This is a genomic window from Natrinema halophilum (assembly GCF_013402815.2).
GTDB classification, from domain to species: Archaea; Halobacteriota; Halobacteria; order Halobacteriales; family Natrialbaceae; genus Natrinema; species Natrinema halophilum.
Genome location: NZ_CP058601.1, coordinates 205106 through 227540 on the forward strand (window position 1 = coordinate 205106; position 22435 = coordinate 227540).

The 22435-nt window shown below is 62.5% G+C and carries 15 protein-coding genes and 1 pseudogene; 8 read left to right on the forward strand and 8 right to left on the reverse strand.

What is annotated here, in order from left to right; all coding sequences use genetic code 11:
* Nucleotides 1-2315 precede the first annotated feature (2315 nt).
* The 4 genes from HYG82_RS21780 (at nucleotide 2316) to HYG82_RS21795 (ending at nucleotide 5752) form a co-directional block, all read left to right on the forward strand.
* Nucleotides 2316-2981, forward strand: coding sequence for an MBL fold metallo-hydrolase (locus HYG82_RS21780; protein ID WP_179259255.1), 666 nt, complete (start codon nucleotides 2316-2318; stop codon nucleotides 2979-2981).
* Between the two features lie 162 nt (nucleotides 2982-3143).
* A complete protein-coding gene (locus HYG82_RS21785; RefSeq protein ID WP_179259256.1) occupies nucleotides 3144-4097 on the forward strand; it encodes an extracellular solute-binding protein in 954 nt (317 codons plus the stop codon).
* Nucleotides 4094-4948: an ABC transporter permease gene (locus HYG82_RS21790; RefSeq protein WP_235217785.1), complete on the forward strand. Its 855-nt coding sequence runs from the start codon at nucleotides 4094-4096 to the stop codon at nucleotides 4946-4948. The genes HYG82_RS21785 and HYG82_RS21790 overlap by 4 nt, the downstream gene beginning before the upstream one ends.
* Before the next feature lie 135 nt (nucleotides 4949-5083).
* On the forward strand, nucleotides 5084-5752 hold the full coding sequence (locus tag HYG82_RS21795) for a helix-turn-helix domain-containing protein (protein WP_179259257.1): 669 nt from the start codon (nucleotides 5084-5086) through the stop codon (nucleotides 5750-5752).
* Nucleotides 5753-5994: 242 nt separating this feature from the next.
* Here HYG82_RS21795 and HYG82_RS21800 read toward each other — a convergent pair whose 3' ends face one another.
* The 6 genes from HYG82_RS21800 to HYG82_RS21825 form a co-directional block, all read right to left on the reverse strand.
* Entirely contained in the window at nucleotides 5995-6318 is a 324-nt protein-coding gene (locus HYG82_RS21800) for a hypothetical protein (protein WP_179259258.1), read from the reverse strand.
* Between the two features lie 750 nt (nucleotides 6319-7068).
* Nucleotides 7069-7725, reverse strand: coding sequence for a MaoC family dehydratase (locus HYG82_RS21805; RefSeq protein WP_179259259.1), 657 nt, complete (start codon nucleotides 7723-7725; stop codon nucleotides 7069-7071).
* A gap of 461 nt (nucleotides 7726-8186) precedes the next feature.
* On the reverse strand, nucleotides 8187-9014 hold the full coding sequence (locus tag HYG82_RS21810) for an alpha/beta fold hydrolase (protein WP_179259260.1): 828 nt from the start codon (nucleotides 9012-9014) through the stop codon (nucleotides 8187-8189).
* A gap of 107 nt (nucleotides 9015-9121) precedes the next feature.
* The gene (locus HYG82_RS21815; protein WP_179259261.1) at nucleotides 9122-10711 is read right to left on the reverse strand and encodes a uracil-xanthine permease family protein; all 1590 of its coding nucleotides are present in this window, start codon (nucleotides 10709-10711) and stop codon (nucleotides 9122-9124) included.
* A 312-nt stretch (nucleotides 10712-11023) separates the two neighbouring features.
* Nucleotides 11024-12007, reverse strand: coding sequence for a hypothetical protein (locus HYG82_RS21820; protein WP_179259262.1), 984 nt, complete (start codon nucleotides 12005-12007; stop codon nucleotides 11024-11026).
* A 134-nt stretch (nucleotides 12008-12141) separates the two neighbouring features.
* Nucleotides 12142-14364 (reverse strand): VWA domain-containing protein, encoded by a 2223-nt coding sequence (locus HYG82_RS21825; protein WP_179259263.1) that lies wholly within the window; start codon nucleotides 14362-14364, stop codon nucleotides 12142-12144.
* Between the two features lie 34 nt (nucleotides 14365-14398).
* Here HYG82_RS21825 and cobN point away from each other — a divergent pair, with 34 nt between their 5' ends.
* From cobN to HYG82_RS21840, 3 genes are all read left to right on the forward strand, one after another.
* Complete coding sequence (gene cobN, locus HYG82_RS21830; protein WP_179259264.1) at nucleotides 14399-18289, forward strand: cobaltochelatase subunit CobN; 3891 nt, start codon at nucleotides 14399-14401, stop codon at nucleotides 18287-18289.
* A gap of 66 nt (nucleotides 18290-18355) precedes the next feature.
* Nucleotides 18356-19102 carry a precorrin-8X methylmutase gene (locus HYG82_RS21835; protein ID WP_179259265.1) on the forward strand — a complete coding sequence of 249 codons (747 nt, stop codon included), beginning with the start codon at nucleotides 18356-18358 and terminating at the stop codon, nucleotides 19100-19102.
* Entirely contained in the window at nucleotides 19099-19884 is a 786-nt protein-coding gene (locus HYG82_RS21840; RefSeq protein ID WP_179259266.1) for a cobalt-precorrin-7 (C(5))-methyltransferase, read from the forward strand. Before HYG82_RS21835 ends, HYG82_RS21840 begins: the two co-directional genes overlap by 4 nt.
* Nucleotides 19885-19903: 19 nt before the next feature.
* Here HYG82_RS21840 and HYG82_RS44540 read toward each other — a convergent pair.
* Together HYG82_RS44540 and HYG82_RS21850 are read right to left on the reverse strand one after the other, a co-directional pair.
* Nucleotides 19904-20427 (reverse strand): annotated as a pseudogene (locus tag HYG82_RS44540) (hypothetical protein); the annotation flags it as partial.
* 138 nt (nucleotides 20428-20565) lie between these two features.
* Nucleotides 20566-20733, reverse strand: coding sequence for a hypothetical protein (locus HYG82_RS21850; RefSeq protein ID WP_179259268.1), 168 nt, complete (start codon nucleotides 20731-20733; stop codon nucleotides 20566-20568).
* A gap of 259 nt (nucleotides 20734-20992) precedes the next feature.
* Here HYG82_RS21850 and HYG82_RS21855 point away from each other — a divergent pair, with 259 nt between their 5' ends.
* Nucleotides 20993-22300 (forward strand): cobyrinic acid a,c-diamide synthase, encoded by a 1308-nt coding sequence (locus HYG82_RS21855; RefSeq protein ID WP_179259269.1) that lies wholly within the window; start codon nucleotides 20993-20995, stop codon nucleotides 22298-22300.
* The last annotated feature ends 135 nt before the right edge of the window (nucleotides 22301-22435 follow it).

The following is a 22435-nucleotide window of genomic DNA, read 5'->3' on the forward strand; positions in this document are numbered from 1 at the left end:
CAATTCAAGTTGCCCCTTGTTTGGAGACGCCGTGGGAAATGATTAGGTGGGCTTCAATCAGACCGGAGTTTGAGCCTCTAAATGTTATCCAGATAGTCCCTCCTCACCTCTATAGCTTCTGCCCCAGATAACACTGAGTAATAGGTTTCAAGTACAAACGGTGAGACGTCCGTCTTCTTGGATGCGACAGCTACAGGAACACCTTCTCGGAGGTGATGCGTGATTGAGCCTCGTCGAATTGGGTGTGTCGATACACTGCTTAGACACGTTGATGCATCCTCCCAGTTGTTACTCTCACAGGTATCCGGATCACGCCCATGTGGGCACTGGAGATTAGCCCTACAGGGGCATGTCCAGAAGTAGGCATTCGCCCGGACTGATTGACGCAATCGACGACCATGCTCCGTGCTGAATAGTGGTTGTCGGCCGTGCTCGTCTGTCACGTCGTGCCTGTACTCGTCAATATAATCATCGTGGACTTGGCACGTCCGATCTTTGATTGCGACGAGTCGGTTCGCGTCAGTACCGTTATTCAACGGTGTTCCTGTCTCTGGACGGTGGCGAATCCTGAGACATTGCTGATCTCGTTGATAATCCCGTAGATCTAATGCTCTAAGTGTTCCTGCACGGATACCGATTTGTCTCCATACGCGGAACTCATGAAAATCTCGGGCAGACAGTCCGTCGAGAGTATTGATACCTATTTCATCGCACCAATCGACAAATAAAGAAAGTCGTCATCGGTGCGCATTGAGTGAACTGTTAGCGAGTTCGCTCTGCCGGGATTGCAAGTACATTTCGAGTGCAGTGCTTGGATCGATCGGATCGATATCTTCGTCGGTCATGATGTGCATGACTCGACCCAGTCCAACCGTCACGCGCGCGATAGCCGGTAGCTCAAGACGCATAAATACCTGACTTTTAGTCCGTGGAAGCGGAGCGCAGCGCCGACGGCGCGAGCACCGAACCGCGAAACCGGTTGGAGCGCAGGCTCGGTCGTGTTCTCCGAGAGTTCCGCCCGGCACGCGACCGAAGGGAGCGCGCCCGGCAGGCGATCGGGAGCAGACGAGTCGCAAGCCCGCGCAGCGCGCCTCTGGCGCGCGAGCAGGAACGTCTCGACGAGGTTCAAATCGCGCCCGGCCCGCTTCTGCTCCGAATACGGACGTGAGGAGCGAAGCGGCTACCGGACCAGCCCGCGTTCCAATCGCGAACAACTCCGTGAGAGGCTGGTTCCGGACCCGGCCGAATTTGAACGGCGGGAGTTCGCAGCGTTTTCTGAGGAGATCGCGGCCGCGAATCCGGGACGGGAGCGAACCGACCACACATCGGTATACCCCGCCGTTCGGGACGAAAAACCGTCGACAAGCGGTATCAGCGGTGTGTCAGCGCGATATCGGATCGCTCGAGAGCCACGACGCGGCCGCTCGAGCGGGTCGCGTCGAGGCGAGTCGTCGACGTGTCGTCGGTGTCGGCGTCGCCACAAGAGTGCGGCGATGGGGACACCTTCGAATGGAGTCGACGTCACCACCCCCAGTGGTCACCGGACGACACAGCCCCCGCTGGTCGTCGGGCACGGTCGATCCAGGTCGCCACGAACTCGCAAGCGTCGCGATGGGACTGGATCGAGAAGTGACCTCGAAACGCGTCGCTCTCCGTGTGAAGCGGGCGGATTCGCGTGCGAGACGTTTATATCTCGCGAGCGGATACGCAATCATGGCTTCGACCGATCCGGTGGAAGCCACGTCTCGGGTGCTGGTTCCACCCGGGGCATTTCAGCGCATGCCCCCTGCGGCCGTTCTGGAGACGAGAGCTTCCGACGGAGAATACTACATAGCATCACTTGTATTTATTGGTAATTGCCTGTAACCACTGGCGCGGGCGGTGAACGAACGCTCCGTACTACCCCGATAGAGAACGCCGCGATAGCGAACGCGAAGTCGACCAACGATCGTAGCCCTGGGTAACGTGGCGTCGTTCGCAAACGACCCCCTGTTCCGACTGAGTAGCGATCGATTCGGCAGTTCAGATACGCAGACAGTATCGAGTGTGAAAGGTGGTCAGAGCAACGGCTGCGTCGAGATGAACCGACGCGTTAGTATTCCGCCTCCGGCACCATCGCTGGCAGATTGGTGTGGTACGACGTGCGAAATCTCCGTATCAGGGACCCTGGTTCGATGGTTACGAGCTGCGTTGCCACTCGGTTGTCCGCTGCTATTCGGAGCAGTTTCTCGAGGGTGAGAGTCGCCGATGCGGATTTTCTCGCGGTGGAAACACCACGACCTATAACACGAAAGACAACATACGATCGATCGACCATGTCAGTCGACTACAGGGGGATCACGTTCGAGCGACTGGGACACGCGAGCGTTCGCCTCGAGACCGAGGACGGAACCGTCGTCTACGTCGACCCGTGGAGCGAGGTACTCGCGAACGAACCGAGCGACGGCGACGTCGTGTTCGTCACGCACGACGATTACGATCACTACGATCCGGATGCGATCGAAGCGGTCTCCGGCCCGAACGCGACCGTCGCAGTCTACGAGGCGGTCGACACCGCGGACCTCGCGTTTGATGTCGTCGACCTCCCTCACGAGGGCGAACTGACCGTCGATGGGATCGACGTTCGATCGGTTCCAGCCTACAACGATCCCGACGGAGACCACGTCGACGACGACGGAACCCCCTTCCACGCCGAAGGTGAAGTGATCGGGCTGGTAGTGACCCTCGAGGGGACGACGATCTTGTTCCCGTCGGACACGGACTTCCTCCCGCATCACGAGTCAATGTCCGCGGACGTGTTCGTCCCGCCGATCGGCGGGCACTTCACGATGGATCGCCATCAGGCCGCTGCGTTCGCCCGACGTATCGACCCGGGACTCGTCCTACCGGAACACTACGATACGTTCGAGCCGATCGAAACCGATGCGGAGGCGTTCGCAGCCGATCTCGACGCCGACGGAATCCGAGTCGAACTGTTTTGAATCCCGGATCGGGATTCTCGTCTGCAACGAGTGGTGCGACTATCGGATCCGACTCGCGTCAGCTACAGGTGACACTGGGGAGGAGTAACTAATTCCAGTTATCTCCCCACAGATCTGGAACCGATACCAGTTATATTTATGCTGGAATTCGAATGGGGGGATATGCACAGTCGTGGCGGCCGCTCCGAACCGTCTCCGACGACCCGTCGAGCAGCCCTCACCGGGGCTGTCGGGCTGACTGCGGGGTTGGTCGGAGCGACGGGCTGTCTCGGTCGCGCTGACGGCGCTCGAGTACTCGCTGCGGGGAGCCTCTCGGTGCCCCTCGAAAACGGGATCGGGCCCGAGTTCGAGACCGAGACCGGCTACCGATACGAGGGAGAGTACTACGGGACCAACGCCCTGTTGCGAATGGTCGAGGACGGAACGAAGTATCCGGACGTCGTCGTCGGCGCCGACGTGGAATTGTTGCGGGACCGACTCTATCCGGACCACGCCGACTGGGATGCCGAATTCGCGGCCAACGAAGTGGTGATCGCGTACGAACCCGAGACGAATCTGGGCCAGCGGCTTGCGGCCGGCGAACCGTGGTACGAGGTTTTCGCCGACGCGGACGACGGCGACATCGCGATCACCGACCCCGATCTCGACCCGCTCGGCTACCGTGCGATCCTCCTGTTCGAACTCGCTGAGCGCGAGCACGGACTCGAGGGCTTCCGGGAGGCGATGGCCGAGGCTGTCTATCGGGAGCCAGACGAACCGCAGTTGCTCGCGGGTCTCGAAAACGGAAATCGAGCCTGTGCAGTAGCCTACAGCAATATGGCTGCCGAACGCGACGTGGCCGTTCGCGAGCTTTCCGACGCGTACAATTTCGGGAATCCCGCGTACGCGGATCGGTACGCCGCGGTGAGTTACACCACCGAGGGTGGCCAGACCGTCGAGGGGTCCCCCGTCGTCTACAACGCGACGGTTCGAACGGACGCGGCCAGCCCCAAAATTGGCCGAACGTTCGTCTCGTTTCTCCTCGAGAACAGGGACCTGCTCGTCGAGCACGGACTGCGCGTCGGCGACTCGCTACCGCGGTTTCACGGCGATCCGCCCGAGGAGGTCGAACCGTGAGTCTGTCGGATCGGCCGCGTGACGGGAACGCCGACGGTGATACGGCCGTCAGTTCGGTTCGCAGGAGTCTCACGTGGCCGGCCGACGGAGTAGCCGTCCCGGCGATGCTGGGGGCGGTGTTGCTCGCGTACTTCGTCGTTCCGTTCGCAGTATTTCTCCTTCAGACGCGAGCGGTGGCCGTCGGCACCGCGTTCGCCGATCCGGCGATTCGAGACGCTATCACGACGTCGCTCCTGACCGCACCGATTTCGACGACGATCGCGGCAGTTTTCGGCATTCCGTTAGCATACGTCCTCTCGCGGGTCTCGTTTCGTGGTAAGCGACTGGTCGAGGCCGCAGTGTTGCTCCCGCTGGTCGTCCCGCCGATCGTCGGCGGCGTGATGTTGCTTACCGTCGTCGGTCGATTTACGCCGATCGGATCCGCCGCTGCGACACTCGGCGTACCACTGACAGGGAGTCGAGCCGGCGTCGTTCTCGCTCAGACGTTCGTCGCTGCCCCGTTTCTGGTCGTTACCGCACGCGCGGGCTTCGACAGCGTCGATCCGCGACTCGAGGAGGCGGCCAGGACGTTGGGATACGGCCGACTACGGACGGTTCGACTCGTCTCGTTACCCCTCGCTCGCAACGCCATCGCTGCCGGGATCGTCCTCACGTTCGTCCGAGCGATCGGAGAGTTCGGCGCGACTATGATGGTTGCCTACACTCCGCGAACCATGCCAACGCAGATTCGCGTCTCGTTTATCGCCCACGGGATCGACGCTATTGTTCCGATCGCGCTCGCGCTGCTGGCGATCGCAGTGATCGTCGTCGTAGCCGTGCAGTTGCTGGTCGGAACGCCGCGTCGGTACTAAACGAGGGTGAGCTTGGACGAATATATTCCAATCTACTTCCCAACCGATCAGAACGCGTGTAATTCGCTCAAATCCCTTCTAAGTGCTTTGGAAATGCGATTATGGTCGTTGTCGTCCTATCCTCGTTTGAGAATCATGACCTCCATCGCAGACATCGAAATCCCGGCCGACGGAACCGGAACTGGCGAGTTGTTCGATACCGTCCCGTCTCTCACCTGCGAGATGGAACAGGTGATCGCTTCGAGCGGCCACGGGCTCTGGCTGTCGGGACCATCGCAATCGGAGATCGAAACGGCTCTAGTCGAGTCGTCGGCGATCGGCTCCCACTCCCAGATCAGTAGCGAAGACGACCGTTGGCTGTACGACATCGAGTTCCAACCGGATACGGTCGATCCCTTCGAGCTCATCCTCGAGGAGGGTGGGACGGTGCTGAGTGCGTCGGCCACTGACGGAAAGTGGCTACTCAGTATCCGCGTCATCGACCGCGAGAGCGTGAGCACGCTATACGACCGCCTCGACGATACCGGCGTTACGCCGACGATCGTCCGGCTGTTCGATCTGGCCGAGGAGACTCACTCGCAGTGTGGCCTCACATCCCGTCAGTACGAGACGCTCGTCGCGGCAATCGACCACGGATACTTCGAGATACCCCGCGAAGTCTCGATGCAGGAACTGTCTGAGGAACTCGGGATCTCCCATCAGGCACTCTCCGAACGCCTCCGCCGAGCGTACCGAGCGCTCGTCACGTCCGAACTCAACGTGACGGACGAAGAGACCGCCGCACCGGCCATTCCGACGAATTAACGGACGCTGACCGTATTCGGACCGCTCGGTGAGGGACTCGTCTGAACTCAGGCAGGCGTCACGAGATTTTCCGTCCGGACGCGGCTCGACAAGGGTGCGAGACCGGCCGCGTCGACGTACGCTTCACGGGGAGCCGATACACGGGACGCCACCATCCACGATCACAACCGCCAGTCAAAATTCTTCGCTGACCGGGTTCGATTGGTGCCAGTGATGTCTCGGTAGGTACCCGAAAGGCGTACTTAGCCCTCGCTGTCGTTCTCAAGCCACGACTGAACTCGATCGATCAGGGCGTCGGCGACCGCGTCCGCGATGCGCTCTGGTGAGTCGGAGAGGTCCCAGACGTACTCGCCGCGACGGGTAACGGTCACCCATTCGAGGTAGTCGTGTCGGTCTAACTCGAACAAAAACTCCTCGAGAGCGCTTTCGTCGAGACGAAATCCGAGAGCGTTCTCGATCGTTTCGTTCAGTCGGGATGTCGTCGCCAAGACGCTGTCCTCACGGTCAGTTTCGGCGATGGGAGATGCAGAGAGGGGAGTCGGCGGCGATGGAGGCCGATCGGTCATCGTCGGCCGGCGGTTGTGACGCATGTATTATAAAGGGTAAGGAGAATACTCGCGCCGTTACAGTAGTTGCCAAAGTGCCTGAGAGATGGATTTCTTCGTGGCAACATACAACGAGTATGGTCACTACTGCCGAGCCACGGCAGATCTGCCGTGCTGCAGGATCGCTTCTCTATCCGTCCATGGACTTCGGAGCGAAGGCAAACGGCACCTATCCGAGTGAGGACTTCGCCAGAGCCCTCACTCGAAGTGCCTTCGAACGAGCGTTCTCCAACACCAGTGCCAGACACCTCCAACTTGCTAGAGGTGACGATCTCGACCTCGAAGACCGGAGTCCGTTAGCGAACTCTAATCTGAACAGCGCCTTGGCACAGCCCGGAGTCTCCCTTCATGACTTGTCTTGCGGATTGCAAAAGACGGACGAATTCGATTCGCAGGCGATCACCGAAGTGGCAGGCATCGCACGTTGCGCTGAGATGGTCCGTCTCGATTCTCGAGCCGTCGGACTCTCGACCAGCGCTTTGGTGGTGAAGCCGTCACTCGGTAGGCGTGCTGGTGAGAAAGCCGTCACTCGGTAGGCGTGCTGGTGAGAAAGCCGTCACTCGGTAGGCGTGCTGGTGAGAAAGCCGTCACTCGGTAGGCGTGCTGGTGAGAAAGCCGTCACTCGGTAGGCGTGCTGGTGAGAAAGCCGTCACTCGGTAGGCGTGCTGGTGAGAAAGCTGTCGCCCGATGGGCAGTCTGGTGAGAAAGCCGTCACTCGGCGGGCGGTGCGTTAATAATAACGACGGCTTCACCGTCGACGACCGTTTCGTTGTCCTGGTCGACGACCATCGTGTGCAACCGATATCGATCGCCGCCGAGTGTTTCGACTATCTCACACTCCGCCGTTACCGTCTCGCCGATCTCGACGGGCCCCGTGAACTCGAGGTCTTGCGAAAGGTAGATCGTCGTTCCGGGAAGGCGGGCCAGCGCGGCGCTGATCGTGCCGGCGACGAGCGTGCCATGAGCGATCCGATCGCCGAATCGGGTACCTTCAGCGAAACCGGGTTCGAGGTGCAGTCTGTTAGTATCGCCCGAAATCTGTGAAAAGGCGGTGACGTCGCTTTCGACGATCGGTTTACTAAATCGGACGTAGTCGCCGACGCCCAGTGCGTCGTGGTTGTCCGTCGAACGCTCTAAAACCCACGTTTCATCGCCGAAGGCGACTTCGTCGACCGAGGAGGACGTCGTCGTGGTCGGTTCCGGCTGGGAATTGGGTGCATCACTATACGAGGGTGACATTCCGATCGCCGCCAGGAAGGCGTTGTTAGCTTCGACGTAGCTATTGACGACGTGTTTCGAGATACTCGTCCAGTGAGTGGTTGTTGACCCTGAATCGTTGCTGTCAGTATCTGAACATTTGCTGCTCATAGTGCTGTGGCGATCTGTGGTGTTTGCCAGGCGGCGGTTCTCCTAGAAAATAGAGAGCCCACCTCTTTGTGGTATCGCCAAATCGTGTTGGATGGCTTTCGAAGAATAACACGATGTTTGAGTGGCCGACGTGGAAACCGAAGGCTCTCCTGCCCGTATCCGGTGTCTTTACGGGATGTTCCGGGTTTGTGCGGTTGATGCGGGGACGTTCATGAGGCGATCGGATCGGATACCTTCGAATAGGACGAACGCGGCTGCAGTCGACGGTATCCGTTCGCTGTGCTATAGTAGTCGGTGACAGTCATTGCACACCCCGCTCGCGAATTCGCGGCCAGCGAGTACGCGCTGGCCGCAGTAGTGCGAGCGGTGGATGAATCGTTTCACCGACTACTATATCGAGACACCCACCGCAGAGACGAACGATCGGAAACGAGCACGTCGAGACGATGGCCCGCATTGAGCTAGACAGCGGAGAGATCCTGCAGGAAATCGGTCGTGGCTGCATTGAACGCATGCGGGCGATCCTGATTGACGAGGTGACCGGATTCAGACAGCACGAGTCGATCACCGTCGGCGACCGAGGTGGCGATCCGCTGGCCCTGCCGTTTGACTAGCGGGGCTTCCTGTTCGCCGTGGACGACGAGCGCCGGCGTCCGGACGTCGGTTAGTTCCGGCGGGTCGTACCGGTAGAGTGCCTGAAAGATCTTACGAAACTCGGTCGATCGTATGTCGCCGACGTCGTCGATCGCGTCGGCTCTGACCTCAGGATCGACGGAGAGCCACCGCTGGCCGGTCGTCGCCTGAATCGAGTACAGCATCGATTGAAACGTTCCCGTCGTCCCCGTTAGCGACAGCGACGCGGTCAGCGCTGGAACCGGCGACCAGAACGACTTCAGCCCCGTTGGAAGTTCGATCGGCGGCATCGACCGAACCGCCCCGCCCAGGATTGCACCCGTCGCGTCGGTCGGATGGCGACTCAGGAACTCCTGGACGATCATCGATCCCAGCGAGAGACCACAGAGTATCGGCTGCTCGATTTCGAGATGGGAGAGCAGCGCCTCGAGGTCGTCGGTAAACAGTTCAATCGAGTATCGATCGGGATCGGTCGGACCGGTGTTACCGTGACCTCGGACATCGAGGGTAACGACTCGGTAGTCGTCGGCGAAGTGATCGACCTGTGGGGTCCAGGCCCCACCGTTCATCCAGCCGCCGTGGACGAACACCAGCGGCGGGCCGTCGCCAATCGTCTCGTACCAGATCGTGCCGTCTTCGAGCCCGAGTTCTGCCATGGAATCTTCTGGGCTCCACTCGCTATTAGAACGACGGGTTGCGTTAGCACGGACTGAAAAGATGTTGGAGAGGGTCGATGACCGAGTCGATCCGCCACGTCGTCAACTCAGCGCTCGCGTCCGGCGTCGACCTCGAGCCACCGATCCCAGAACGACTCGAACTCGGATTCGTCTTCGGTGATGCGATCCCAGGTTGCGATGCCGCGTTCTTCGCGTGTTCCCGGAACCGTATTATCGAGAAACAGCGCGGCGAGACCGCCGACCGCCATCCCGGTCGAACCGATGATGTAGACGGTGTCGACGATCGCCTGTGTCGCTGTTTCGATCGAGGCCGCGAGGGCTGTCCCCGAAACGCCGATCGCGCCGACCAGGAACTCGATCGTTCCTTCGAGACCAACGGCGTCGCGGAACGCGATCGTACTCTCGAAGTTGCCCATGTACGCCGGGATCGCCAGTCCGACGAAGAGTGCAAAGCCGATGATGAAGGTGTTTCGCGACGAGTCGAGGTCGACGTGACGGAGATTCGAGATGCCGACGGCGACGATCTGGCCGAACATGGCGATAAAGAGACCGCCGACGATCGGGTCGGGGATCGTCGCGATGAGTTGGCCGAAGTAGCCGACGAAACCGACGACGAGCATGACTGCGGCCCCGAGCTGGACGACGTATCGCGAGGCGACGCCGGTCAGCCCGATCGCACCGATATTCTCGGAGTAGGAGGTCGATCCCGCGGTCCCCATCACACCCGAAAAGACGTTCATCAGCCCCTCCATTCCGATGCCGTGATTGATCCGCTTCTCGCTTGGCGCCCCCGTCCCGGAGAGGTTCGCTACCGCGTAGTAGTCGCCGATGCTCTCGACGATCGAGGCCAGGACGCCGGCGAACATCCCGACGACGAACGCCGTTGTCACCTGCGGCATCCCCCACTGGAGGGGATAGATCGGCAGCAACGGCCGGGTACCTGCGACCGCTCCGAGGTCGACGTAGCCCGGGTGGCTAGCCCCGATTACGCCGAGTACCGACAGCGCGGTGGCGGCGACCCAGGCGATGACGAGGGCCAGAATCACCGGATAGAGCCGAAATGCCTTGTGTTTGACGTCGAGATACTGCGAGAACAGCAGGATGAGACCGAGCGTGAGTCCGAGCAGGGGCCAACTTTGATTCTCGGCCGTGATCTGGGGTGCGCTAAACAGCGCCAATCCGATCAGCGCGATCGTCGGTGCGATGACGACCGGCGAGAGGTAACGGCGCAGTTTCCCGACCAGTCCGAAGTACCCCATCGCGACTTCGACGACCGCAGCGACGATGATCGCGCCCTGTAACTGCAACAGCGCTGCTTCCCAACTCGGTTGGCCCTGAACGCCTCCCGCGGTGACCACGCCGACGATGGCCAGTGCGGGTGCGAGCATGGAGAACGGCGCACCCTGGACGATCGGGTACCGGTTGCCAAACGTCGTCTGGGCGAGCGTTGCGATCCCGGAAACGACGAAGAACGTGCCGACGAAACGCGCGGTTACGTTGGGAGGCATTCCCATTACGTCCGCCAGTATCAGTGGCACCGCGATGTTGGCGCCCACCATCGTCAGGTAGTGCTGGATGCCAAGCACGACCGATTCCGCGAACGGCGGCCGATCCTCGATTCCGTACTCGATTTCGTCACCGACGGCTCCGCCGGCACCAGAGTCGTCCCTCGTCATCGATAGTCGCCGACTATCAACGAAGGACGGTGATAGTAGTGTTGATCCGCCATCGTCGATCGCGGGCGCCCTCGAGACGAGCCACGAGCGAACACGACCCACGACGAGACAGGTGCCGAACACGGCCGTATCGAGTTTTTGTCAGTCCGGGCGAACGATGATCGACTCCGTCAGCTCATACTCGAGTCGGCCCTGAACGAACGGACGGAGAGAAGCGGGATTGCATCGTCTCACCCATCGAACCGGCAGGGCCGCTCAGTACGACGGCAACGACCTGCCTCTGTGACACCGTTGTAGCCCGAACACGCGGTCTTACTGGCGCTGCTCGTACTGATCTCGCTCCGCGTCGTACCCTCGGCGGAGCGTTCCGACGGCGCTAGTCACGGCAGCATCTTCGGAGGTCCCGAATCCGAGCGCGACCTGCCATTCGGCCTCGTCGGCCGTCCCGATATAATTCCCGAAGGCGACGTCGATCGGACCCTCGTTGTACTCGTTACTGTCGAGCCAACCATCGCCGTATCGATTTCGCCAGTCCGCATAGCCGTTCTCGGTCTCTCCGTAGATGTCCTGCCAGGCGCTCTTTTCGGTCCCATCCGTTCGGCCGATACAGTGGCCGTCGAAGGTTATCCGGTCACCCGCTCGGTGACCGACTGCGACGTATCGGGTGCCGCCACGAGCGACGAGGATATCGTATCCCTCGTGACTGGTGGTCCACGCCTCGTTGTCGGCGTCGCCGATCTGTGGGTTCAACAGCGTGTATATCGTCCGCTCGTTGTCACCGAATTTCTCGTCGTAATTGAAGCCGTAGATGTCCTCATCCGGCCAGAAAAAGGAGATCTCGGTGTCGATCAGGATCGCCGGCCGATCACGCGCGACCAGTGCGCGTTGGACCACGTCACCGACGTAGTACGTGCCTCCGTAGAGCGACCTGCCGCCCATCGCTTCAATCCGTATCTGTCCATCGATCGTGACCTCCGGTGCGTCGGCCGCTTTCCGGACGGAGACGTTCCGCCCGTCATCGCGTACGTTCCCCGTATTCGCTTCACCGTCGTCCCAGACGAACGTGTGGAGATCGGCGATTCGGAACGATTCGTCGATGCCGCTTAGATCTTCGAGGATACCGCCGGTGTGGCCACGATGATCGTGTTCGCGCGCTGAAACGCATACGTTGTGGGCACCAGCCGTTGTAACGGTGCTTCTCGCTGCTGTCGTCTTCGTTCCTGAGACGACTTCACTACCAAGAAGACCGATCGCGCTTGTTTTCAATATCGCTCGTCGGGATGATCTCCGTGTCATCGTCGCAAGGTAGGTGCCCCTATTTTATAAAATAACTAAAATAATCTATGTGAATTTTTGTTATAGAAAACGGATGCAAGCGAGACGATTGCGCTTCCGTCGATGCGGCTGCGCCCCAATCGCTCGCGACACCACTACCGGTTCGCATCGGTGGTCGCGCGGTCGGCAGCGTCTCGTATCGTCTCAGCCGACAGCGCGGAGAGATCGACCAGTTCGCCCTCGGTTTCGCGCGCGACCAGTTCGGAGAGGCCGGCTCGAGAATCCCCGCCGGCGTCGACGACGATGACTCGAGCACCGCGCTTCGCGAGCGCTCTCGCGGCCGCTCGTGTGTCAGCCGTCGGACTGCCGTCCGCGACGTTCGCTCGGCCGTCGGTCACGAGAACGACCACCGCCGTATCGGTGTCGGCTCGTTCGAGAACTCGCCGCGACGTCTCGAGACCGGCCGGGAGCGGGGTTCGATCGCCCGACGGCAGCTCCTTGAGATGTCGGGCGGCGAGCGAGACGCTGTCGGTCGGCGGGAGCAATACCTCGGCTTCTTCACCGGCGAAGGTGACGAAGGCGACCTGATCGCGCCGTTCGTAACTATCGCGTAGTAACTCGAGGACGACACCCTTCGCGGTCCGCATCGCCGGCCGCATGGAGGCGCTGGCGTCGACGGTGAAGACGATCGTAACCGACGTTTTTCCCGTTCGAACTGACTGACGGAGATCGTCCGTCCGGACACGAGATTCGCCTCGAGCGGCGGCCGAACGCACCGACGCTGCGGCGTCGATCGGCCCGTCTTCCGATGCGGGTTCGGTACGGACGCGTGCGCCCCGGTTGTCGACGCTCGGTTCGACGTTCGCGCGCGAACCCGATATGGTGCGCTCACTCCGGTCCGCGGCCGGTGGCTCCAGATTCGGCGGCCGTGCCTCGCCGATTCCGGCCCGCTGCTGGCCGGGGACTACCGGCCGAGCGGTTTCGTCCTCCGTGTCGTCGTGCGACTCGTCCGACTCGCGTCGGCTCGAATCGTCGCCCCCTCCGTCGCCGACCGACGCGGATGACTGGCTCGCAGACGTCGGTCGACCGCCGTCTTCCGACTGCCGTTTGGAACCGGACCCGTTGCCGTCATCGCCGGAGCTGGAATCGCTGCCGAAGCCGTCAGAATCGGAACCGCTACCGTCGATCGAGTCGTCGCTATCTCCGTCGGTTCCGTCGTCCCTGTGTTTCTCGTAATCGCATTCGCCGGCACCGGAGTCCGATTTCGTCTGGCCGTCTTCGTCTCCGCTCGTCTCGTCGTCTCCGTTGGACCCGCCGTCCCCCTCGCCTTCGTCCGCGAGGCTCTCGTCGAATCGATCCTCGAGCACGTCGTCGAGGTCCGGTTCGTCCTCGAACGGCGTGCTTCGGAGACGATGGGGGAGTGCGTACGTCACAGCCTCGCGGACATCGGATTCGATGACGGTCTCTCGTCCGTCGAGCGCGGCCAGCGACAGCGCTGTTCGTGCCGTCGCCACGTCGCCGCGGTGACCGTCGACGCCGGCCTCGAGACAGATGCTGGCGATCTCGGCTTTGAATTCCGCCGGCAGGTCGACGGACGGGAGGCGGTCTCGAGCCGCAATCAGGTCGCGGCGAAGCGCCTCGACGTCGTCGGCGTACTCCGTTTTGGACGCCGGATCGTTACTGCCCTCTCCCTCGAGCGCTCGATCGATGATTTCGACGCGGTCGTCGATTTCGCGACACCCTTCGACGGTGGCCTGCAGGGCAAAGCGGTCGCGAAGTTGCGGGCGCAAATCGCCTTCTTCGGGGTTCATCGTCCCGATCAACGTGACGTCTGCAGGGTGAGAGACGCTGATTCCGTCGCGCTCGACGGTGTTGATCCCGCTCGCTGCGGCGTCGAGGAGGACGTCGACAAGGTGGTCGTCCAGCAGGTTGACCTCGTCGACGTAGAGGATACCCCTGTTCGCGCGGGCCAATAGACCGGGGTCGAAGTCTGCGTCGCCCGCCAGCGCGTCCTCGATCGAAAGGGTTCCGACGATTCGATCGCGGGTCGCGCCGAGTGGCAAGGTGACGAGGGGCACTGATCGGGTCTCGACCGGTAGTTCGTCCGGGTCACGCCGACGGCACTCCTCACACTGCAAGTCGACGTCGTTCGGCGAACAGCCGTACGGGCAGTCTGCGACGACCCGCTGTTCGGGCAGAAGATCGACGAGCGCCCGAACGGCGGTCGACTTGGCAGTGCCTTTCTCTCCGACGACGAGAGCTCCGTCGAGCTCGTCGTTCGACGCTGTGGCGAGCAACACGCGCTTTAGCTCCTCCTGTCCGACGATCGCCGGAAACGGGAGTGACGATAGCTTTTTGCCCCCGGCGTTTGCAACCATACTTGAGCTAATACAACAGAGGTTTAAAAACGCGATGACACGCATCGGTATTTACACCGCGACGGAGAACGAACTCGGCTCGATCGGCCGGGCTGCCGAGCGCCTCGAGGATGTCGAACTGGTCGTTCGCTCGGAGAGCGACCTCGAGGACGAAGCCGACGTCGAGGAGTTCGTCGACGCATTGACCGACGCCACGGCAGCGATTTTCTGGCTGCACGGGGCCGAAGACAGCATGCCGGGGTACGAATATGCGACGGCTGCGCTCGAGGAGGCGGGCGTCCCGCTGATCGTCAAGGCGACCGGCGACGCCTTCGCCATCGAGGATACGACGGTTTCGACAGCGCATCGGGACGAGGTCTACGACTACCTCGACAGGGGTGGCACGATCAACACTGCAAACCTTTGCCGTTTCCTCGCGTCCGAGTACGAGGGCCGGGACCTCGAGTACGACGGTCCGACCGAACTCCCAACTGAGGGCGTCTACCACCCCGACCATCCAGGAATCGAGTACGAAGACCTGCTCGCGACCCACGATCCCGAAAGACCGACGGTGGCGATCTGGTTCTACGAGTCCCACTGGACCCACGAAAACACCCGGTACGTGGACGCGCAAGTTCGGGCCCTCGAAGAGCATGGGGCAAACGCCCTGCCGATCTTCTGCAATCCGGCGACGGACACGGAAGAGCAAGAAGACGCCGAGTGGGTAACGGACAACTGGCTCTTGGATGACGCCGACCGGCCCATCGTCGACGCCGTGCTCTCCTCGTTCATGTTTTCTCTCTCGATGGACGAACGCGGTCGCAGTGCCGACGACGAAGGCTCGGGCGCCGAAGACGTCTTCCTCGACCGCCTCGGGGTACCGGTCTTGCAAACGATCACGACGATGCGGTCGCGGTCGCGCTACGAGTCCAGTCACACGGGCGTGATGGGCTTCGAACTCGCGCTCTCCGTAGCGCTCCCGGAGTTCGACGGGAACGTCATCACCCACCCGATTTCGGGCAAGGAACGCACCAACGACGAGGCCGGCATCGGTTCCGCGCCGAAACACCACTTCCCGATCGAAGACCGGATCGACCACGCGACCCGACTGGCGGTCAACTGGGCCGAACTCCGGCACACCCCCAACGAGGACAAACGGGTCACCGTCGTCCTCCACAACTACCCGCCGAGCGACGACGGGATCGGAACCGCGTTCGGCCTCGACAGTCCCGAGTCGACAGTGAACCTGCTCGAGGAACTCGACGAGCGCGGCTACGATGTGGGTGAGGACATGCCCGATAGCGGACAGTCGCTGGTGGAGAAGTTGACCGCACAGCTCACGCTCGATGACCGCTGGGTCGCACCGGAGGACGTCCGGGAGCTGTCGGTCGACGTGGTTTCGCCGGACACCTATGCAGACTGGTTCAGTGAGGCCGACGAGCGCTTCCAGGAGAACATCGTCGAGGAGTGGGGTGACGTTCCTGACCGCCCGTTCGCGATTCCGGGGGTCGAGTTCGGTAACGTCCTCGTGACGGTTCAACCGCCCCGCGGATTCGGCATGGATCCGTCGAAAGTCTACCACGACTCAGACCTCCAGCCGCCACACGACTATGACGCGTTCTACGGCTGGCTCCGGAACACGTTCGAGACCGACGCGGTCGTCCACCTCGGGACTCACGGCAGCCTCGAGTGGCTCCCCGGCAAGACAGTCGGGCTGAACGGCGAGAGCGCGCCCGACCAGCTACTCGACGACATACCGAACGTCTATCCGTATATCGTGAACAACCCCGGGGAGGGAACGCAGGCCAAGCGACGGTCCTACGCGGCTATCGTCGACTATCTCACGCCCGTCATGCGGAACGCGGGTACCTACGACGCACTCTCGGAACTCGAGGAACTCGCAAACCAGTACCGCGAGGCAGGCATGGAAGATGCGCGCGCCGACGACGGCGAGCACCTCGAGACCCTGATCCGGGAGAAAATCGACGAACTCGATCTCGCTGTCGAACTCGGGATCACGGGTACTATCGACGAAAAAGCCGACGTACGTGGCCCCGAGGATGCCGGATCGACGCTCGCGGACGGTCACGTGGACGGAGACGATCTTGCGATCGACGAACTCGTCGATCGCGTCCACGAGTACCTCACGGACGTGAAGACGACGCAGATTCGGCTCGGATTGCACACGATGTCCGAGCCGCCCGTCGGTGATCGACTCGTCGAGTATCTCGTCGCGCTTACGCGACTCGAGAACCCCGGTGCCCCGAGCCTGCGCGAGAGCGTGGCCGGCGCGCTCGGTGTGGACTACGAGACGATGCTCGAGTCGCCGGGCGAGTACGACGAGGCCCTCGGGATGACCTACGCCGAAGCCGCCGACGAGGTCTACGAGACCAGCGTCGACCTGATCGAGACGCTCGCCGAGCACGGTTTCGACGTCCCCGCATCGGAGCGCGGAGCCGGTCCGGACGACGACGTGAACATGAACCTGCTCGTGGTCGGTCTCGAGACGATCGGCGACGGGCGGGCGAAGCCGGGAGCACACGACGACCTGCGCGACGTTCTCGCATTCATCTGTGAGGAGGCTCAGCCGCGGGTCCAGGGCTCGGAAGCGGAAATCCCAAGAACTGCGGATGCCCTTTCGGGGGAGTACGTCCCGCCGGGTGGGTCCGGTGCACCGACTCGCGGCGGCGTCGACCTGCTTCCGACGGGGCGAAACTTCTACACGCTCGATCCGCGCAAGGTGCCCGCGAAGGCCGCCTGGCAAGTCGGGAGCGACGTCGCGGAGGGGGTCCTCGAGCGCCACCACGACGAAAACGGCGAGTACCCCGAGGAGATCGGCGTCGTCGTGTGGGGGACTCCCACCGTTCGAACCCGCGGCGAGACCATCGCCCAGGTACTCGCGATGATGGGCGTCGAACCGCAGTGGACTGACGCCGGGCGAATCGACGACGTGGAACCGATCCCGCTCGAAGAACTCGATCGGCCTCGAGTCGACGTGACGACGCGCGTCTCCGGTCTTTTCCGGGACGCGTTCCCGGCGGCGGCAGGGGTCGTCCACGACGCCGTCGACGCCGTCGTCGATCTCGACGAACCCCACGAGATGAACTACGTGAAGAAACACGTCGAGGAAGAGCGGGCCGAACTCGAAACGGAGGAGGGACTCGACGAGAAGTCGGCCCGAAAAGCCGCGAAGCACCGCGTCTTCACGACCCGACCCGGCGGCTACGGTGCCGGGACGAACAAGGCCGTCGACGAGGGCAACTGGGACGATCGCTCGGACCTCGCCGAGGTGTACGTCCAATGGGGCGGCTACGCCATGGGTTCGAGAGGGCGCGTCTCGGACGCTCACGAGGCTTTCGAGCGCCATCTCTCGAGCGTCGACGCGACGGTCAAGATCGAGGACACGATGGAGCAAGACGAGTTCGACTCGTCGGACTGGTATGCGTTCCACGGTGGCTTCATTTCGGCCGTCTCGGAAATCTCGGGCGAGGAGCCAGCCTCCTACGTCGGCGACTCCTCGGACCCGGACAACGTCTCGGTCTACACGAACGAAGAGAAGGTCCGGAAGGCCATGCGTTCGCGGGTCCTCAACCCCGACTGGCTCGAGTCCATGGAGGAACACGGCTACAAAGGCGCCGGTGATCTCTCGACGACCGTGGACGTCACGCTCGGGTGGGACGCGACCGCCGGCGTCGTTAGTGACGCCCTCTGGGAGGAGGTGGCCGAAAAGTACGCACTCGACGACGATCGCCAGGAGTGGATGCGCGAGGTGAACCCGTGGGCGCTCGAGTCGATCACGGACACCTTGCTCGAGGCGATCGAGCGGGGCCTCTGGAACGCCGACGACGGGATGGGCGATCGCCTCCGAGATCTCAATCTTGAGATCGACGGCGACCTCGAGGCACGGACGACTACTGACGCAGTTGAGGTGACGAACGATGACTGACGTCGGTGAATCGACGACCGACCGTGGTGGGACGATAGCCGACGGCCGAACGGAGAGTGAGTCACGATGAGCGATAGTCAGGACTTCGAAGCCGAGTACGCCGATCTGGGCGCGACGACGCGCAACGCAATGGACATCGCCGAAACGAGCATGGACATCGTCCGGCAGTTCGTGCCGGACGAGACGCTGGCTGACCGAATCCGGCAGAAGTCGGTCCACTCGATGGGCGACATCGAGTTCCAGCACCTGATCGAGTTCACCGGCAGCGACGCGCTCGGCGACGACGAGGACGCACCGGTCCGTGCCGGCGCCCGAGCCGTCCTCGACGAGACGACCATCGTGACCGACATCACGATGTCCAGGGCCGGGATCACCGGCCGCGGCCACAACTGCGAGAAGCGAAAGGCGATCGGCAACGGTGCCAAGCTGGCAAACGAGACCGGGATGACCCGGACCGCGGCATCGGTGCTCGAACTCGACAAGCGAGACGTTTACGACGGCGCCATCGCCACGATCGGGAACGCGCCGACGGCCGCGTTCGCGCTAGCGGACTGCATCGAGGACGGGACCCGGCCGGCCGCTATCGTCGCGACCCCGGTCGGCTTCGTCAAAGCCGAAGAGAGCCGCAAGCGCATCCGCGAGGTCAGCAAGGCGTACGATATCCCGGCGATCACGAACGTCGGCCGACGCGGCGGGAGCGGCCTCGCCGCCGCCCTGACGAACGAATTGATCCACGTCGCGACGGACGTCCGAACGGACGACCTCGAATTGGATCTCACGGCCGTCGAACGGGCATCGTCGGAGGACGAATGACCGACGAGTACGACCTCGAGAGCGGGCCGGACCCGGCGACGTTTGCCGCGGCAGCGGCGGAGCCGGACAGCGACGAGGAGGCGGTTAGATCCGTCTACGCCGTCGGCGTCGGCCCGGGAAATCCGGAGTATCTCACCCCGCGGGGCGAGCGAGCGATCCGCGAAGCAGATGTCGTCGTCGGCTTTACGACCGTCATGGAGTTCATCGAGGGCCAGACTGATGCGGATCTGCTGACCTGCGGCTACAGCGACGAGGCCGAGGCGCTCGAGGAGTTCGCGGAGCGCGTAGCCGCTGGCGAATCCGGGACCGCCGTCGCAATGGGCGATCCGAACCACTCGGGGTACCAGTTCGTCGGCAAGGTACAGAAAGCCCTCGAGCGCGAGGCTCCCGAAATCTCGGTTCGTATCGTCCCCGGCATCTCGTCGCTGCAGGTGGCCGCGAGCCGCGCCCGAACGCCGATGGAAGACACCGAGTTCGTCACGCTGCACAAGAGCGGCGACCTCGGGGCCGATCTGGATCGGCTCGCAGCCGCGGCGGACGACCGCCACCTGCTCGTGCTCCCGCGGCCCTACGACCGAATGCCCGGCGACATCGCCGCCTTCCTGCTCGAGCAGGGCACAGAACCGACGCTGGAGACGCTCGTGCTCGAGAAGCTGACACACGAGGACGAAGCGGTCCATCGATTTACGCTCGCGGGACTGTCGGAGCACGCAGGCGGGAACGGCAGAGACGACACACCGTTTTCCGACCTGGTCGTGCTCGTGATTCGACAGCCGGTATAGCCGGTCCTCGAACGAGAGAGGCCACCATCAACTCGAGGCCGCGGGTCGAACCGGCGCACAACGAGATAATTTCGAACTCCTCTTCATGTGCAAACCCGAGAACGAACGCGAACCACGAGATACCCAGTAATCCCCGGTCGGCCGTTTCATCGCGATCGGCGGTCGGTGGTATATGCGTGCCACCAACGAAGGGAACGAACGCTGGCCGTCGAGCGCGAAGTCCGGTATCCGAGTGGTCTCCGTGATCGTGGTCTCCGCGATCGCTGTGATCGTGATTGTACTCGCGATCGCTGTGATCGTGATTGTACTCGCGATCGCTGTGATCGTGATTGTACTCGCGATCGCTGTGATCATGGCCTCTGTAATCACTGTGATCGTGAAGATGGGCAGATGCTGCTGGTCGAAATCGTGGTCGTGATCGCGGCTGTGGTCGTGAGCGTGTCCGCCGTGAGAGTGCTCGTGAAAATACTCCCGAGCGCCGAGGCCTATGAGGAGCACGCCGGCGATGAGGCGTACGGGGCCGCCGAACTGGATGCTTCCCAGGGTGCAAGACGTGATCCGGAACACGAGCCACATCCACGACGGTGAGTGATGCCTGGAGTCGCTACTTTGTCGCGGACCGACCGAAACGGTCCGCGTTTTCGGCCGCGGCCCTCCCGTTTTCGTCCGAACGACCGGCTGCTATTCGTCGCCTTCGTATTCCCGAAGCACCGACGATACCGTGTTCGATACTTCCTCGAGCGCGACGTCGTTAGTTTTTCTGAGATCGCCGCTTTCTCGGGCTGCGCTCAGATGTCGAAGCGCCTTCCGGAGATGACGTTCGGTCTCGGTTTTGTGTTCCCCACTCATAGTTCGAGGGAACGGTCGTAACCGATTCAATCGGTTAAGTTCGTCGGTGAGGCCCCCGCTCCGATCGACGGCTGCGTCCCATCGCTTCGGGTGAGGTGATTTCGACTCTAGATGCTCGTCCCCGACCGGCACCCGTACCGCACTCCGCTGGACTAAAGTACAGTTGCACTAAGTAAAATCCAGCAATGGTGCAGAACGCGCAAGGCAACGAACGTGACCGAATCCCCGTACCTTCGAGCCGCCTTCCGGGGCGGGACCGATGAAGGGGTTCGTCGTCGGCGGTGTCAGTTCCGGCGTCGGAAAAACGATCGCAACGCTGTCGATTCTTCGGGCGCTGGAAGCGGCCGGGTATGCGGTTCAACCCGCGAAGGCGGGCCCCGACTTCATCGATCCGAGCCATCACGAAGCGATCGCTGGCCGCCCGTCCCGCACGCTCGATTGCTGGCTCGAGGGTGAAAGCGGTCTCCGGCGGAACTATCGCCGCGGGGAGGGCGATATCTGCGTCGTCGAGGGCGTCATGGGCCTGTACGACGGCGACGGTTCGAGCACCGCGATGGTCGCGGAAGCCCTCGAGTTGCCCGTCGTCCTCGTGGTCGACGCCAGCGCGGGTATGGAGAGCGTCGCGGCAACTGCGCTGGGATTCCGCGAATACGCCGATTCGATCGGTCGCGACGTCGACGTCGCCGGCATCGTCGCCCAGCGCGCCCATGGCGGCCGCCACGAGCAGGGGGTCTGCGACGCCCTGCCCGACGACCTCGAGTACTTCGGCCGGATACCGCCTTCGAGCGACCTCGAAATCCCGGACCGCCACCTCGGTCTCGAGATGGGCACGGAAGCGACGCTGCCGACGGATGCGCTGCAGACGGCTGCGGAATCGCTGCGAACCGAGCGTCTGGCTGCCGTCGCGAGCGAACCGCCCGCTCCCGATACGCCGGTTAAAGCCGCGGATTCAGTCGACGCGACGATCGCTGTCGCGAGCGATGCGGCGTTCTGTTTCCGGTATCCGGCGAGTCTGGAACGGATCGACGAGCGTGCCGAGCTGGTGACGTTCTCGCCGACTGCAGGTGATTCCGTCCCGGACTGTGAGGGGATCTACTTGCCTGGTGGCTACCCCGAACTCCACGCCGCCGAACTCGAGTCGGCCGGCACCCTCGCGGAGATCGGCGATCTGGCCGCCGACGGGATGCCCATCCTCGGCGAGTGCGGCGGATTGATGGCCATGAGCCGATCGCTAACCACCGCCGAGGGCGAGCGCAGCGAGATGGCTGGCATCTTCCCGGCGGACGTGACCATGCACGACCGGTATCAGGCGCTGGATCACGTCGAACTCGAGGCGCTCGAGGGGACTCTGACCGCGAGCGCCGGCGAGACGATTCGGGGCCACGAGTTCCACTACTCGAGCGCCGACGCCGACGCCGACGCTCGCTTCGCCTTCGAGACGCTGCGCGGCGACGGTATCGACGGCGCTCACGACGGGCTAGTCGAGCACGAGTCGCTTGGCACCTATGCCCACGTCCACCCCGAAAGCGGGGCGTTCGATCAGTTCCTCGAGCGACTGGAGCGATAACAGCCCGTTTTCGCGACCGTCGACGGACACTCACCTGGTAACGGGAATCGCGTACGGTCCCGACCGCGTGACCTTCGACCCATATTCCAACATGAAAGGCGGTGAAAACGATTTCAGCTGTGTAGACTCGACTTT

Bases quoted from the DNA above. Each gene is read 5' to 3' on its own strand.
- HYG82_RS21800 (WP_179259258.1), bottom strand. From the start codon at position 6,318: ATGACCGATCGGCCTCCATCGCCGCCGACTCCCCTCTCTGCATCTCCC.
- HYG82_RS21820 (WP_179259262.1), bottom strand. From the start codon at position 12,007: ATGACACGGAGATCATCCCGACGAGCGATATTGAAAACAAGCGCGATC.
- HYG82_RS21855 (WP_179259269.1), top strand. From the start codon at position 20,993: ATGAAGGGGTTCGTCGTCGGCGGTGTCAGTTCCGGCGTCGGAAAAACG.
- HYG82_RS21850 (WP_179259268.1), bottom strand. From the start codon at position 20,733: ATGAGTGGGGAACACAAAACCGAGACCGAACGTCATCTCCGGAAGGCG.
- HYG82_RS21785 (WP_179259256.1), top strand. From the start codon at position 3,144: ATGCACAGTCGTGGCGGCCGCTCCGAACCGTCTCCGACGACCCGTCGA.
- HYG82_RS21795 (WP_179259257.1), top strand. From the start codon at position 5,084: ATGACCTCCATCGCAGACATCGAAATCCCGGCCGACGGAACCGGAACT.
- HYG82_RS21840 (WP_179259266.1), top strand. From the start codon at position 19,099: ATGACCGACGAGTACGACCTCGAGAGCGGGCCGGACCCGGCGACGTTT.
- HYG82_RS21815 (WP_179259261.1), bottom strand. From the start codon at position 10,711: ATGACGAGGGACGACTCTGGTGCCGGCGGAGCCGTCGGTGACGAAATC.
- cobN (WP_179259264.1), top strand. From the start codon at position 14,399: ATGACACGCATCGGTATTTACACCGCGACGGAGAACGAACTCGGCTCG.
- HYG82_RS21825 (WP_179259263.1), bottom strand. From the start codon at position 14,364: ATGGTTGCAAACGCCGGGGGCAAAAAGCTATCGTCACTCCCGTTTCCG.
- HYG82_RS21810 (WP_179259260.1), bottom strand. From the start codon at position 9,014: ATGGCAGAACTCGGGCTCGAAGACGGCACGATCTGGTACGAGACGATT.
- HYG82_RS21805 (WP_179259259.1), bottom strand. From the start codon at position 7,725: ATGAGCAGCAAATGTTCAGATACTGACAGCAACGATTCAGGGTCAACA.
- HYG82_RS21780 (WP_179259255.1), top strand. From the start codon at position 2,316: ATGTCAGTCGACTACAGGGGGATCACGTTCGAGCGACTGGGACACGCG.
- HYG82_RS21835 (WP_179259265.1), top strand. From the start codon at position 18,356: ATGAGCGATAGTCAGGACTTCGAAGCCGAGTACGCCGATCTGGGCGCG.